Source organism: Erythrobacter cryptus DSM 12079, assembly GCF_000422985.1.
In the GTDB taxonomy this organism is placed as follows: domain Bacteria; phylum Pseudomonadota; class Alphaproteobacteria; order Sphingomonadales; family Sphingomonadaceae; genus Erythrobacter; species Erythrobacter cryptus.
This window is the reverse complement of sequence record NZ_AUHC01000013.1, coordinates 1-12,959: the sequence shown is the minus strand read 5'-3', so window position 1 is coordinate 12,959 and position 12,959 is coordinate 1. Positions and strand designations below refer to the sequence as shown.

At 68.2% G+C, this 12,959-nt stretch carries 14 protein-coding genes; 5 read left to right on the top strand and 9 right to left on the bottom strand.

Translation table 11 applies throughout. The features are described 5' to 3' along the window. Positions 1-105 precede the first annotated feature (105 nt). The 5 genes from G524_RS0109500 (at position 106) to G524_RS0109475 (ending at position 4,448) form a co-directional block, all read left to right on the top strand. Entirely contained in the window at positions 106-501 is a 396-nt protein-coding gene (locus G524_RS0109500) for a UDP-N-acetylglucosamine transferase subunit ALG14 (protein ID WP_245561339.1), read from the top strand. Continuing rightward, positions 498-980, top strand: coding sequence for a glycosyltransferase (locus G524_RS0109495; protein WP_027443507.1), 483 nt, complete (start codon positions 498-500; stop codon positions 978-980). The genes G524_RS0109500 and G524_RS0109495 overlap by 4 nt, the downstream gene beginning before the upstream one ends. A gap of 96 nt (positions 981-1,076) precedes the next feature. Further along, a complete protein-coding gene (wecC, locus tag G524_RS0109490; RefSeq protein ID WP_084625129.1) occupies positions 1,077-2,381 on the top strand; it encodes a UDP-N-acetyl-D-mannosamine dehydrogenase in 1,305 nt (434 codons plus the stop codon). Continuing rightward, positions 2,378-3,514, top strand: a complete 1,137-nt coding sequence (wecB, locus tag G524_RS0109485) for a non-hydrolyzing UDP-N-acetylglucosamine 2-epimerase (RefSeq protein ID WP_027443505.1) — start codon at positions 2,378-2,380, stop codon at positions 3,512-3,514. The genes wecC and wecB overlap by 4 nt, the downstream gene beginning before the upstream one ends. 211 nt (positions 3,515-3,725) lie before the next feature. Next, entirely contained in the window at positions 3,726-4,448 is a 723-nt protein-coding gene (locus tag G524_RS0109475) for a tetratricopeptide repeat protein (RefSeq protein WP_027443504.1), read from the top strand. Positions 4,449-4,547: 99 nt separating this feature from the next. On the opposite strand, the gene mmsB is transcribed toward G524_RS0109475, so the two are convergent. The 9 genes from mmsB to G524_RS15510 all read right to left on the bottom strand — a co-directional run bounded on the left by mmsB (position 4,548) and on the right by G524_RS15510 (position 12,751). Then, entirely contained in the window at positions 4,548-5,414 is an 867-nt protein-coding gene (gene mmsB / locus G524_RS0109470) for a 3-hydroxyisobutyrate dehydrogenase (RefSeq protein WP_027443503.1), read from the bottom strand. Positions 5,415-5,442: 28 nt separating this feature from the next. Then, a complete protein-coding gene (locus G524_RS0109465; protein WP_027443502.1) occupies positions 5,443-6,237 on the bottom strand; it encodes an enoyl-CoA hydratase-related protein in 795 nt (264 codons plus the stop codon). Further along, positions 6,234-7,289 carry an enoyl-CoA hydratase/isomerase family protein gene (locus G524_RS0109460; protein WP_027443501.1) on the bottom strand — a complete coding sequence of 352 codons (1,056 nt, stop codon included), beginning with the start codon at positions 7,287-7,289 and terminating at the stop codon, positions 6,234-6,236. Before G524_RS0109460 ends, G524_RS0109465 begins: the two co-directional genes overlap by 4 nt. A gap of 18 nt (positions 7,290-7,307) precedes the next feature. Next, entirely contained in the window at positions 7,308-8,456 is a 1,149-nt protein-coding gene (locus G524_RS0109455) for an acyl-CoA dehydrogenase family protein (RefSeq protein ID WP_027443500.1), read from the bottom strand. Between the two features lie 69 nt (positions 8,457-8,525). Beyond that, positions 8,526-9,071 (bottom strand): DUF1254 domain-containing protein, encoded by a 546-nt coding sequence (locus G524_RS0109450; RefSeq protein ID WP_027443499.1) that lies wholly within the window; start codon positions 9,069-9,071, stop codon positions 8,526-8,528. Beyond that, entirely contained in the window at positions 9,068-9,667 is a 600-nt protein-coding gene (locus G524_RS0109445) for a DUF1214 domain-containing protein (RefSeq protein ID WP_027443498.1), read from the bottom strand. Before G524_RS0109445 ends, G524_RS0109450 begins: the two co-directional genes overlap by 4 nt. Then, positions 9,667-10,056 carry a RidA family protein gene (locus G524_RS0109440; protein WP_027443497.1) on the bottom strand — a complete coding sequence of 130 codons (390 nt, stop codon included), beginning with the start codon at positions 10,054-10,056 and terminating at the stop codon, positions 9,667-9,669. Before G524_RS0109440 ends, G524_RS0109445 begins: the two co-directional genes overlap by 1 nt. Next, on the bottom strand, positions 10,053-10,346 hold the full coding sequence (locus tag G524_RS0109435; RefSeq protein WP_051221084.1) for an I78 family peptidase inhibitor: 294 nt from the start codon (positions 10,344-10,346) through the stop codon (positions 10,053-10,055). The genes G524_RS0109440 and G524_RS0109435 overlap by 4 nt, the downstream gene beginning before the upstream one ends. 29 nt (positions 10,347-10,375) lie before the next feature. After that, positions 10,376-12,751: a putative bifunctional diguanylate cyclase/phosphodiesterase gene (locus tag G524_RS15510; RefSeq protein WP_051221080.1), complete on the bottom strand. Its 2,376-nt coding sequence runs from the start codon at positions 12,749-12,751 to the stop codon at positions 10,376-10,378. Positions 12,752-12,959 lie beyond the last annotated feature (208 nt).

Sequence of the window (12,959 nt, the reverse complement as noted above, 5' to 3'; positions counted from 1 at the left end):
CCGGTCGCTATTGTGCAGTGCACCACCGGGAGCCTTTCGCGCATGGGCAAAAAGGCCATCAGGGTTCTCGCGGCTGCCTCGGGCGGCGGGCATTGGGAGCAACTGATGCTGCTGCGGCCCACCCTGGCGAACTACGAGACCTTCTACGCAACGACCGAGCCGGGCGTCGCCGAGCAGCATGGCATTGCCGCGGTCGCGCCCCTGCCCGATTGCAACCAGAACCAGCCGCTGCGCTCTGCGCTGTGCGCGCTCGTCGCCATGGGGATCGTGCTGCGGCTTCGCCCGCGGGTGGTGATCTCGACCGGAGCGGCCCCTGGCTTCTTCTGCATCCTTGCCGGCCGGCTGATCGGCGCGCGCACCTTGTGGATCGATTCGGTTGCCAATGGCGAGGAGCTGTCGATGTGCGGACGGCTGTCCCGGCGCCTTGCCCATCAGTGCTGGACTCAATGGGAGCACCTCGCCGCAAGCAATGGCCCGCACTACCACGGAGCGGTGTTGTGATCCTTGTGACCGTGGGCATGCAACTCGGCTTTGACCGGCTGATCGCTGCCATGGATGCACTCGCGCCGGAACTTGAAGGCCCGGTGATCGCGCAAACCGGCAAGGGCACCTATCGCCCCCGGCACATGGAGGCGCGCGAGAAGCTGGCGCCGGCCGAGTTCGAAACGCTGGTGGAACGCGCCAGCCTGATCGTGGCCCACGCCGGCATCGGCACCGTGGTAACAGCCGCGCGCCATGCCAAGCCGATCGTGCTGATGCCGCGCCGCGCCAGCCTTGGCGAGCATCGCAACGATCACCAGCTCGCCACGGTGCGCAAGCTTGCAGGACGCCCGGGCATTCTTGTCGCCAAGGACGAAAGCGAACTGCGCGCGAGAATTGCCGAGGGCCTGACGGGGCACGACTGCTCGCGCCTGGCATCACCCACAGCGGTGCAGCTCCATGCGGCGCTTGCCGCCTTCATCGAGAACCGCCAGCCCTGATCGTGCCTCGGCAAGTGTGGTAAAGTCACAGCAAGCCTAACGCGATTTTAAGGGCTTTGCGGCCATCACCACCCCGGACACCGGGACTTTGACCGCATGAACGCTCCTTTCGATGCCACCGCCGCGCTCGGGCGCAAGGCGCTCGCCCACCCCGCGCCCGACCACCAGGTCGCGGTGATCGGGCTGGGCTATATCGGGCTGCCGACCGCGGCCCTGCTTGCCTCCTACGGCTGGAGCGTGTGCGGCGTCGATGTCTCGCCCAAGGTGGTCGAGACGGTGAATGCCGGGCGGGTGCATATAGAGGAGCGCGACCTTGACCGGCTGGTGCATGAGGCGATTGCCGCGCGCACGCTGGTGGCAGCGTGCGAGGTGCCGACGGCGAGCTTCTACATGATTGCCGTGCCCACACCGCTGGGGCCGGGCAAGTCGCCCGACATCTCCTATGTCGAGGCCGCGGCGCGCGCGATCGCCCCCAAGATCGGGCCCGGGGCCTGCGTGATCGTCGAGAGCACCTCGCCCGTCGGCACGACCGAGCGGGTGGGCGCGATCATCGCCGAGGCGCGGCCCGATCTGGTGGTCCCGCGCGAGGGCAGCGAGGAAGATGCGGACATTGCGCTCGCCTATTGCCCGGAGCGCGTGCTCCCGGGCCGGATCGTCACCGAACTGGTGCACAATGATCGGGTGATCGGCGGCGTCACCCCGGCCTGCGCGGCGCGCGCCGCGGTGCTCTACACCAGCTTTGTCAAGGGCGATTGCCTGACCACCACCGCCCGGGTGGCCGAGACGGTCAAGCTGGTCGAAAACGCCTTTCGCGATGTCAACATCGCCTTTGCCAATGAGCTTTCGATGATTGCCGATGTGATCGGGGTGGATGTGTGGGAGGTGATCCGCCTTGCCAACCGTCACCCGCGGGTCAGCATTCTCCAGCCCGGCCCCGGGGTGGGCGGGCATTGCATCGCCGTCGATCCCTGGTTCCTGGTCGCCGGCGCGCCGGAGGCCGCCCGGCTGGTGCGCACCGCGCGCGAGGTGAATGACCACAAGGCGCTGCACACCGAAGCCAAGATCCGGGCGCTGATCGAGGCCGCGCCGGGCAGCAAGGTCGCGCTGCTGGGCCTCGCCTTCAAGCCCGATATCGACGATTTCCGTGAAAGCCCCGCGCTCGCCATCGCGGCGAGCCTTGCCCGCACCCATGGCGAGAAGATCCTGGTGGTCGAGCCCTTTGCCGAGACCTTGCCGGCGGCCTTCGATGGCACTGGCGCGCAGCTGATGGTGCTTGACGCCGCACTCGATGCCGCCGAGGTTGTGGTGGTGCTGGTCGATCACACCGCCTTCAGGCACCTTGCGCCCGCCGACCTTGCGGGCAAGCTGGTGTTCGACACGAGAGGCATGCTCAAGCGATGAGCGCGGCCGGGGGCAGGCCGCGGATCGTGGTGACCTTCGGCACCCGGCCCGAAGCGATCAAGATGTTCCCGGTGGTCTTTGCGCTGCGCGAGACCGGGCGGTTCGACGTCAAGGTTGTGGTCACCGCCCAGCACCGCGAACTGCTCGATTCGGTGCTTCAACTGTCGGGCCTCTTGCCCGATATCGATCTTGACCTGATGCAGCCCGACCAGTCGCTCGATAGCCTCAGCGCACGGCTCATCACCGCCTTCGGCACGGCGCTCGATCAGCTCAAGCCCGATCGGGTGCTGGTGCACGGAGATACGCTGACGACGATGATGGCGAGCCTCGCCTGCTATTTCCGGCGCATTCCGGTGGGCCATGTCGAGGCGGGGCTGAGGAGCGGCGATATCTATGCGCCCTGGCCCGAGGAGGTGAACCGCAAGGTCACGGGGGTGATTGCGGACCTGCATTTCGCCCCGACCGAGACGGCAGCAGCGGCCTTGCGCGCCGAGAGTGTGCGCGCGGATGCCATCCACGTCACCGGCAACACGGTGATCGACGCCCTGCTTTACGCCCGGGCGCGGGTTGCCGCCGATCCCTCGCTGGCACCCACGATCGCGCCGCTCAAGCAGCGCTTTGCCGGGCGGCGGATCATCGCCGTCACCGCGCACCGGCGCGAGAATTTTGGCCCCGGCATGGCTGAGATCGCCGCAGCGCTGCAACAGCTTGCCGCGCGCGATGACGTTGCGATCATCTATCCGCTCCACCCCAACCCCAATGTGTCAGGGGTGATGCGCCCCGCGCTCGCGGGCCTTGCCAATGTCGCCCTGATCGACCCGCTCGACTACTGCGACTTTGTCGCGATGATGGAAGCCAGCGACCTTGTGCTGACCGATTCCGGCGGGATTCAGGAGGAAGCCCCGGCGCTCGGCAAGCCGGTGCTGGTGATGCGCGAGACGACCGAACGCCCGGAAGGGGTTGCTGCAGGAACGGCGCGCCTGGTTGGCGCGGATTGCGCGCGGATCCTCGCGGAAACCAACCGCCTGCTCGATAATCACGCGGCCTATGCGCGGATGGCGCAGGCGCACAATCCCTATGGCGACGGCAAGGCCGCCGGCCGCATCGCCGAGATCATCGGCGCGATGATCTAGACCTCGACCTTGGCTCCCTGCGGCCAAGCCGCACATGAAGCGCCGCCGCGACGAGGACAGTTGCGCTCAGCCCGATATCGGCAATCCAGTTGAGCTTGAGCGGCCCGCAGTCAATCACCGATTACCCATTGCGCAACCAGACGATGCTGGCCTTTGCCGGCCTTGCCCTGCTGCTGCTGGCGCGCGCCTCCGTGAGCGAGGGTGACGCGCGATGATCGGGCGGGCGATCTGGTATGCGGTGCTCGGCGCGATTGCGGTGGTGACGGTCGGCCTGCAACTCGACCGCCAGTCCGAAACGACCCCGGCGCTCGCCGACAAGGTGCCCGTCCCCTTGCGCAACCATGCCCAGAAGCAGCTGGCGCTGCGTGCGATCGAGACAGGCGGGAGCGACGAGGCCCTCGCCGAGGCCAAGCGCCTGGTGGAGCGGCGTCCGGTGCCGGCGGAACACCTCAGCCTGCTCGCGCTGGCCGAGGCCAAGGCCGGACAGCAGCAGCAAGCGCTCATGACCATCCAGATGGCCGCAAAACGCGGCTGGCGCGAGCCGCTGGCGCAGGAAGCCGTGCTGCGCCTCGCGCTTGCCAATGGCGACAAGGCCGAAGCGGCGCGCCGCTATGCCGCGCTGTTCCTGCGCGACAAGACGCCCAACCGCCTGCTCGCCGAACTCGCCCCCGAGGTGCTTGGCGAGCCGGGCGGGCCAGGTCGCAGAACGATGATCGATCTCATCTCCGGCACCGAACGGTGGCATGCCCTGGTGCTGCGGCGCGGGCGGATGGTGATGCCGCCCGATGCCTTCCGCGAGATCGTGATCGCCAGCCTCGCGCGCGGCACCACCTTTGATTGCGCGCTTCTGGCGCAGGCGATCAAGGGGCTGCGCCAGAAGGATGATGGCGAGGCCGCCGCACTGGCACAGGCGGTGGCGAAGGCCTGCCCCTAGCGCCCTCCTGCAAGGGCGGGGAAGCCCGCGGCGCCCCGAGGCACGGCAAACACGGCAGCTGCCCGCACCGGCCGCGCCAATGTCGCAGCGCCTGTGCCGCTAGAGCGCGCGGATGATGCCGGAGAAATCGACCGCGGCATTCTCGCGGGCGAAGTCCTCGTAGATCGCCCGGGCGTGCTCGCCGAGCGGCACCCTCGCGCCCACTGCCGCGGCGGCCTCCATCGCCAGCTTCAGGTCCTTGAGCATCAGCCCCGCGGCAAAGCCGCCCTGATAGCCATTGTCGGCCGGAGACTTGGGCCCAACCCCGGGGACTGGGCAATAGGAGGTCATCGACCAGCACTGGCCCGAGGACACGCTGGCAATATCGTAGAAGGTCTGGGGATCGAGTCCGAGCTTCTCGGCCATGGCAAAGGCTTCGCAGGTGCCGATCATGTGGATCGCCAGCAGCATGTTGTTGCAGATCTTGGCGGCCTGGCCCGTCCCGGGGCCGCCGGCGTGGATCACCGCCTTGCCCATGGCAGCAAGGATCGGCTCAGCACGGGCGAAGGCCTCGGCGCTCCCGCCGACCATGAAGGTGAGCGTGCCCGCCGCCGCCGCCGCGATCCCACCCGAGACCGGGGCATCGACCATCTGGTAGCCATGTGCCTCGCTCACTTCGATCACTTCGCGCGCAGTGGCGACATCGATGGTCGAACAATCCATCAGGATCGCACCTTCAGGCGCATGGCCGATCACCGCATCCCAATAGACCTGTTTGACGATCGCGCCGTTGGGCAGCATCGAGACGACCGCTTCGGCCTCGGCGCAGGCTTCGCGCGCGCTGGCAAAGGTGGTGCAGCCCGCCGCCCGCGCCGCGGCAAGCGCGGCTTCGGCAAGATCGAAGGCGCGCACCTCGTGGCCCGCCTTCACCAGGTTCGCGGCCATCCCGCCGCCCATGTTGCCAAGCCCGATAAAGGCGATCTTCATGGCTCTCTCCCTTGCGCTGGCGTCAGGCTTACCGCCCCTTCCACTGCCCTTCGCGCTTTTCGATGAAGGCGGCCATGCCTTCGGCCTTGTCCTCGCTTGCGGCCAGGATCTGGAAGATCCGCCGCTCGACGATCAGCCCCTGATCGAGCGTGGTCTCGAAGGCGGCGTTGACCATCTCCTTGTTGGCGATCACCGCCATCGGCGGCATGGCCGCGATGGTGGCCGCGGTCTTGAGCGCCTCGGCAATCAGTTCCTCATGCGGCACCACCCGGGCAACGAGGTTGCTGCGCTCAGCCTCGGCGGCGTCCATCATCCGCCCCGTTAGGCACATTTCCATCGCCTTGGACTTGCCGATCGCGCGGGTCAGCCGCTGGCTGCCGCCCATGCCGGGCGCAACCCCGAGCTTGATCTCGGGCTGGCCGAACTTGGCCCGGTCAGAGGCGATGATGAAATCGGCCATCATCGCCAGCTCGCACCCTCCGCCCAGGGCAAAGCCGTTGACCGCGGCGATCCAGGGCTTGCGCGTCTTGCGCACGATCTCGCTCGTCCAGGGGGCGAAGAAATCATCGAGGTAAAAATCGGCCGCGGGCTTGTCGGCCATTTCCTTGATGTCCGCGCCTGCGGCAAAGGCCTTGTCGCCGCTGCCGGTGAGCACCGCGCAGCGCTGCGAGCCATCGGCCTGATAGGCGGCAAAGGCGGCGATCAGCTCATCCAGCACCTGCGAATTGAGCGCGTTCAAGGCCTGCGGGCGGTTGAGGGTGATGAGCGTGACGCCTGGGGTGGCCCGCGCATCGGTTTCAACGGTGATGGTCTCGTAGGTCATAGGGGCTTCCATTCCTGATCGGGGGGGAGCGGAGCAAAGATGCTGTCGAGCAAGGCCTCGCTCACCTCCTCGGGGGTGGCCGGGTTCCATTTGGGATCATTGGTCTTGTCGATGATCACCGCGCGCACGCCTTCGGCAAAGTCCGGGCGGGTGAGCACGCGCGAGGCGATGCGATATTCCATCCGCATGTTCTCGGCAAAGTCACTCAGTTTCGCGCTTTCCGCGAGCTGCCGCAAGGCGACCTTGCAGGTCTGCGGGCTCTTGGTGCCGAGCGTGTCGCGCTCCTTTGCGGCCCACTCATCGCCCGCGCTTGCCGCGGCCTCGAGGCTGGCGAGGATCTCCTCATAGGTGTCAGAGGCAAAGTGCCGCGCGATCCTGTCGGCATTGGCCTCGATCCGCGGCTTGGGCGGCGTGACCGAGAGTTCGGCGAGGATCCCGGCGATGCGATCGGGATGTTCGGCGATGCGCGCCTTGGCCTCGGCGAGCTTGTCATGCGGCAGATAATGCGTGGCGAGCCCCACCCACAGGCATTCCGCGCCATCGAGCCGCGCGCCGGTGAGCGCAAGGAACTGGCCGATCCGGCCGCCAAGGCGCGAAAGATACCAGCCCCCACCGACATCGGGGAACAGGCCGATGCCCGTCTCGGGCATGGCAAAGCGGGTGTTCTCGGTGGCGACGCGATACTTGGCGGGCTGCGAGATGCCCACGCCTCCACCCATGGTGATGCCGTCCATGAAGGCGACGATCGGCTTTCCATAGGTGAACATCTGGTGGTTCAATTGATATTCGTCGTGGAAGAACCGCCGCCCGCTCTCCCCCCCATCGTTCAGTGCCGAGGCGCGCAGCATGGCGATATCGCCCCCGGCACAAAAGCCGCGGCCCTCGGCATGGTCGAGGAGCACCGCCTTGATGCCCTCGTCTTGAGCCCAAGCGGCAAGCGCCGCGCTCATCGCGTGGCACATCTCCAGGTTGAGCGCATGGATCGCCTTGGGGCGGTTGAGGCTGATATGGCCAACCTTTTCGTCGTTGCGGATCAGGACATCATCGCTCATCTCAGTTTCCCCGTCCCGTCATCCTTGCCGCAGCAGATCGCGGGCCACGACCATGCGCATGATCTGGTTGGTGCCTTCGAGGATCGAGTGCACCCTGAGATCGCGCCAGAAGCGTTCGATGGGATAGTCCTGCAAATAGCCGTAGCCGCCGAACAATTGCAGCGCCCGGTCCACCACCGCGCTGCCATTGTCGGTGGCAAGGCGCTTGGCCATGGCGGAAAAGCGGGTCTTGTCCGGCGCGTTGTCGGTCACCTTGGCCGCTGCAAGATACAGCAGCGCGCGCGCGGCCTCGAGATCGGTCGCCATGTCGGCGAGCATGAACTGGGTGTTCTGGAACTCGGCGATCGCCTGGCCGAACTGGCTGCGCTCGCGGGTGTAGCGGATCGCCTCGTCAAGGCAGCGCTGCGCCCCGCCGAGCGAACAGGCACCGATATTGAGCCGCCCGCCATCCAGCCCCATCATCGCGATGCGAAAGCCCTCGCCCTCCGCGCCGACGAGGTTTTCGACCGGCACCCGCACCTCCTCGAGGATGAGCTGCGCGGTCGGCTGCGAATGCCAGCCGAGCTTCTTTTCCTGCGCGCCGAAGCTCACGCCCGGCATGTCCTTTTCGATCACCAGGCAGGAGATGCCCTTCGCCCCCTCGCCACCGGTGCGCACCATGGTGACATAGACATCATTCGCCCCCGCGCCCGAGATGAACTGCTTGGTGCCAGTGACGATGAAGCAATCCCCATCGCGGCGCGCAGTGGTCTTGAGCGCGGCGGCGTCCGAGCCGCTCGACGGCTCGGTCAGGCAATAGCTCGCCATCTTCTCCATGGTGACGAGATCGGGCAGATACTTCGCCTTGAGCGCGGCGCTGCCGAAGCGATCGATCATCCACGCGGCCATGTTGTGGATCGAGATGAAGGCGGATGTGGAGGGGCAGCCATAGGCCATGGCCTCCATGATCAGCGCCGCCTCGAGCCGCCCGAGGCCGATGCCGCCCGATTCTTCCGAGACATAGATCGCGCCAAAGCCAAGCTCGGCGCTTTCCTTGATGATCTCGCGCGGAAAGATGTGCTTGGCATCCCATTCGGCGGCATGGGGGGTGATGCGATCGGCGGTGAAGCGCTGGGCAACCTCGCGGATCGCAAGCTGATCTTCGGTGAGCTGGAACTGTCCGTGCATGGCAGGGGCTCTAACGGGGTTTGCCGGGTTGGAAAAGGCTGGCGCGCGCCGCGGCCTTGCCGAAATTTGCTAGGCCGCGCCTGCTGGGGCGGCGATCCGGTCACGCCATTCGAGCCGGCAGCGATCCACCTTGCCCGCAGTGGTTGCGGCGGCGAAGCGTTCCGCATCGGGCGCAAGGCGGCGGATCAGGATCACGCCCTTGGCGGTGGGGCTCACGATTGCCCCCTCTTCCGCCGCGCTTCCGGGGGGAAGCAGCCGCACCGCAACCGCGCGCCCGCTGCCGCGGATGGTTGCGAAATTGTCGGTCCGGGCGTCGAAGAACGACAGCGACTGGTAGTCCGGCCAGCTGCCCATCCGCACGCTCACCTGCGTCCCCGGATTGCTCAGATCATAGCGGCACAATGCGTAGTAGAGATCGGGCGAAGACCGCACGACACTCTGGGTCTGCGGTGTCACGCGCTCGGGAGTGGTGAAGCGGTGGAGCGCAACGCCTCGCGCCGCCAGCATATCCAACGCCCGCGCTATGATCACGCCGGGTGCGAGATGCAGCGCGGCGACATGGGCTGCCGCCGCGACGAAGATCAGCACACCAAGCGGGCCGAGCCAGCGCTTCATCCATGCTCTCCGCAAGAAAGCCGTTCGATGCGCGGGGGCACCAGCGCTGCCTCCGGCTCGGACAGCAGGGCCGGATCGGGCATGTAGAGGCGCAAGGTGAGGTCGAAGGCCCCGGCATTGCGGCTGGAAATCCAGTGCTTTGTATCCGCGGGCGCGGCGGCGGCGATGATCGCCTCCCACGCGCCGCTTCCCGCCCGTCCGGCATCGATGCTCAGCGCGTTATCGGTGTTGGCAGGCAGCATGCTCGCCTGATCGTACAGCGTCACCGACCACCAGCCCGCCGGCATCGCCCCACCCGACAGGCGATAGGTGCAGGCCGAGCTCAGGGACCGGCCGTCATCGTCGGTGTTGCGGGTGAAATAGACTGCCTCGCTCTTGGCGAGCGCCAGCAATCCGTGATGAGCGACCCGGGCGCGGGTATAGGGATCGGCGGCCTCCGAACCGATCGCAAAGTCGCTGCGCCAGCCGTCCACATCGACATTGCCGAAGGCCACGTTGTTGGTGCCGGGCAGCAGACCCGCCAGCCACAAGGCGCTGCCTAGCCCGATAGCAGCCCCCGTAACAATGGCGGCGAGATAGGCCAGAACCCGCTGCATCAGTCGGCGATCACCGCTTCCGCCTCGATCTCGACCCGCCATTCCGGGCGGCATAGCCATGCCACGCCGGCCATGGTCGCCGCCGGCCTTGCCGCACCGAAGAAGCGCGCATGCACCGCGCCCACCGCGTCCTGATCCTCCGGGTGGGTGAGCAGCATCCGGGTGCGCACCACATCAGCGGCGCTGCCGCCTAGCTCCTCGATCGCAGCAAGGATGATCGCGCAGCAGCGCTCGGCCTGCGCGGCAACGCCGCCCGGGGTGGTCGACCCATCGGGCGCGACCGGGCCAGTGCCGGCCACGATGATGCGCTGGCCCACCCGCACCGCGCGGGCAAAGCCGAAGGCCGCTTCATAGGGCGAGCCCGAGCTCGCCCGCGCCCGCCCGCTCATCCGCAGGTGATCCCGGTGATCACCATACCCTCGTCATAGCGCACGTTCACCCGGTCCTGGCGATAATCCATCGTCCAGGCCCCGCGCGGTGGGCCCCAGCGCAGCATGCGCGCGCCGCTGTCCTTGAGGATCGCCGCGCCCACCTCTGGCGAAGCGGTCTTGCCGACATGGGCCTGCGCCGCCTCGGCATTGCAGGCCATCGGCGCCGGCGCCGCGTCGTCCGCTGCATCGGTGGTGGCGCAGCCCGCCACAAGGCCCGCCGCGGCCAAGATCATCAAGCCTCGCATCATGCGCTCCTCCCTGCCGAGCGGCGAGGCTATCAGGCGGCAGCGGCGATGGGAAGGCCGGCGCGCTCTGCGGCAGCGTCGGGCGCTGTCACCAGCGCCACCAGTTCGGCAGGCGGCAGGGGCCGACCGATGAAGTAGCCCTGGGCATGATCGCAGCCGATCTCCTCGAGAAAGGCAAGGCAGGCGGCATCCTCCACCCCCTCGGCCACCACCTTGAGGCCGAGCTCGTGCGCCAGATCAACCGTGGATCGCACCAGCAGTCCATCGCCGCGATCAAGATGGGCGCTCGCCACGAACATGCGGTCGATCTTGAGTTCCGACAGGGGCAGCGTCTTCAAATAGTTGAGCGTGGATTGCCCGGTGCCGTAATCGTCCATGGCGATGCGGATGCCGCGGGCGCGGAAGCGCTCGAGCGTGGCGGTCGCGGCCTCGGCATCGGCAAATTCGGCGCTTTCGGTGACCTCGAAGGTGAGCAGCCCCGTGGGCACCCCGCTCGCATCGACCAGCGCCAGCGCGCGCTCGGCAAAGCCGCGCGAGCCAAGTACCGCGGCCGAGACATTGACCGCAACGCCAATCGCCAGCGACTGCGCCAGCCAGCCGCGCATGTCGATCAGCGTGCGCCGCAGCACCGCCAGCGTCAGCTCGTCGATCCGCCCTGCCTCCTCGAACAGCGGGACGAAACAATCGGGCGGCAGCAGGCCGCGCTCGGGGTGCTGCCAGCGCACCAGCGCCTCGGCCGAATCGATCACGCCGCTCGCAAGGTTGCGCTTGGGCTGGTAGAAGGCGACGATCTGGCCGCTTGCGAGCGCGCCCTCAAGCTCGCCGAGCAGCGAGAACTGCTCGGAGGCCGCGGTTCCGGCGGCCTCGTCATCAAGCCGCCAATGCTTGCCTGCGCGCCGCGCGAGGCTCGCGGCATGGGTCGCCCGGGCGGCGGGATCGGGCGTGTTGCAGGCAGCAACGCCAAAGCTGAGGCCGACCCCGAGGCGGCGCCCGGCGATCTCGAAGGGGCTGCGCATCAGCGCCCTGAGGCCGGCAAGCTGCGCCTCGAGCTCGTCGATCGGCAGGGGCGAGACCCAGGCGAGCGTTCGCTCCTCGGTGCGATAGACCTGATCCGCCGCGGCCGCGACCGCAAGGCGCTCGGCAATGCGGCGCAAGAGCAGGCCAAGGCCCGCGCCATCGACGGCAAGCTGGAGCGCATCGAAATCGTCGATCTGGGCGGCGATGAGGAAGCGGTCCTGGGGCCGGGCTGGGCGGGCAGCAAGGCCGAGCCGGTTGGGCAGCTGGCTCGCCTGATCGATCCGGCGCCGCAGCAGCGCCAGCCGCTGCACCAGCACAACATAGCGCAGCGCCGTCGCCCCGGCAGCGAGCACCAGCGCCGGGACGATCTCGAACCACAGCCCCGCCAAGCTGCGCGCCGCCATCCAGCCAAGGAGCAGCGCCAGCAGGATCGCGCCGCCACGCAGCAGCACCACCCGACGGCGGCGCGCGGTGAGCACCGCGAGCGCAAGGAGCGCCGCCACCGCAAGCGGCAGCGGCCACGAGCCATAGCTCGGCACCCCGCGCGCAAGGGTCTCGGCAGCGAGCGCCTGGATCACCACCCCGGGGATCACCCCGTGCCGCGGCACGGCATAGCGGTCTCCCAGTTCCACGGCGCTGGCGCCGATGATAACGTCCTTGCCGGCAAGCTCCGCGCGGTTGAAGCGCCCGCGCTCGATCGCGGCAAAGCTGTGGCGCGGAAAGGTCTCGGGCCGGATGGCGTAGTCCACCGGGAAATCGGCATCCGCCACGCCCGCGCGCCCGGCGATGAAGGAAGCGAGCGCAGGGCGCGGCGTGCCGGCGGTGAGGGTGCCGAGCAGCATCCGCCGCACATAGCCATCACCATCGGGCGCAACCGAGACCGAGGCGAGATGGGCATGTTCCCGCAAGGGGGCGATCGGCAGGGCATCGAGCTGGCGCTTGTCGCCCGCCCCGGCGGCCTGGGCGAAGGTCGCCAGCGCCACCGGGGTGCGCGCGGCGGCAATGGCGGCGGCAAAGGCACGGTCGCCCGCCGGATCGCCGGGGCTGGAAAAATCGACGTCGAACGCGATCGAACGCACCCCGGCGGCATCGAGCTTGGCCACCACCCGGGCATAGTGATCGCGCGGCCACGGCCAGCGCTGAATCGTGGCGATCGAGGCAGCGTCCATCTCGACAATGTGCACCTGCCCGCTGGCGGGGCGATCGAGCAGGGCAAAGCTTGCCTGTTCGAGCGCGGCTTCGGCGCTGCGCCACACGCCCGCGAGGCTGGCTGCCACCACCGCGAGCAACAGCACGGCGAGCAGCAGTGCTGCGGCGCGCCAGCTATCGGCCCAGCGATCGCCAAGGCGCAAGCCGGCAAGGCGCGGCACAGTGGCGAGAGGGGCCATCATGCGCGCGACTGGTCGGCATGCCGCGCGGTGCGCGGCCGCAGCGCCCATGGAGCAAGGCGTGAGCGATCAGCGGCCACCGCGCCCACCATTGCCCGGCCTGCCAGAGCCCGTCTCCGGGTCCCTGCCGCCATTGCCGGGGTTCCCGTTGCCGGGGTCAGTGGGTGAACCGCCGCCATTGCCAGGGTCAGCCGGCGCTCCATTGCCGTTG

Coding starts and splice junctions, on each gene's coding strand:
- G524_RS0109450 (WP_027443499.1), bottom strand. CDS start 9,071: ATGAAGCGCTGGCTCGGCCCGCTTGGTGTGCTGATCTTCGTCGCGGCG.
- G524_RS0109500 (WP_245561339.1), top strand. CDS start 106: ATGCTGCTGCGGCCCACCCTGGCGAACTACGAGACCTTCTACGCAACG.
- G524_RS0109435 (WP_051221084.1), bottom strand. CDS start 10,346: ATGATGCGAGGCTTGATGATCTTGGCCGCGGCGGGCCTTGTGGCGGGC.
- mmsB (WP_027443503.1), bottom strand. CDS start 5,414: ATGAAGATCGCCTTTATCGGGCTTGGCAACATGGGCGGCGGGATGGCC.
- G524_RS0109440 (WP_027443497.1), bottom strand. CDS start 10,056: ATGAGCGGGCGGGCGCGGGCGAGCTCGGGCTCGCCCTATGAAGCGGCC.
- wecC (WP_084625129.1), top strand. CDS start 1,077: ATGAACGCTCCTTTCGATGCCACCGCCGCGCTCGGGCGCAAGGCGCTC.
- G524_RS0109460 (WP_027443501.1), bottom strand. CDS start 7,289: ATGAGCGATGATGTCCTGATCCGCAACGACGAAAAGGTTGGCCATATC.
- G524_RS0109465 (WP_027443502.1), bottom strand. CDS start 6,237: ATGACCTACGAGACCATCACCGTTGAAACCGATGCGCGGGCCACCCCA.
- G524_RS0109475 (WP_027443504.1), top strand. CDS start 3,726: ATGATCGGGCGGGCGATCTGGTATGCGGTGCTCGGCGCGATTGCGGTG.
- G524_RS0109445 (WP_027443498.1), bottom strand. CDS start 9,667: ATGCAGCGGGTTCTGGCCTATCTCGCCGCCATTGTTACGGGGGCTGCT.
- wecB (WP_027443505.1), top strand. CDS start 2,378: ATGAGCGCGGCCGGGGGCAGGCCGCGGATCGTGGTGACCTTCGGCACC.
- G524_RS0109455 (WP_027443500.1), bottom strand. CDS start 8,456: ATGCACGGACAGTTCCAGCTCACCGAAGATCAGCTTGCGATCCGCGAG.
- G524_RS15510 (WP_051221080.1), bottom strand. CDS start 12,751: ATGATGGCCCCTCTCGCCACTGTGCCGCGCCTTGCCGGCTTGCGCCTT.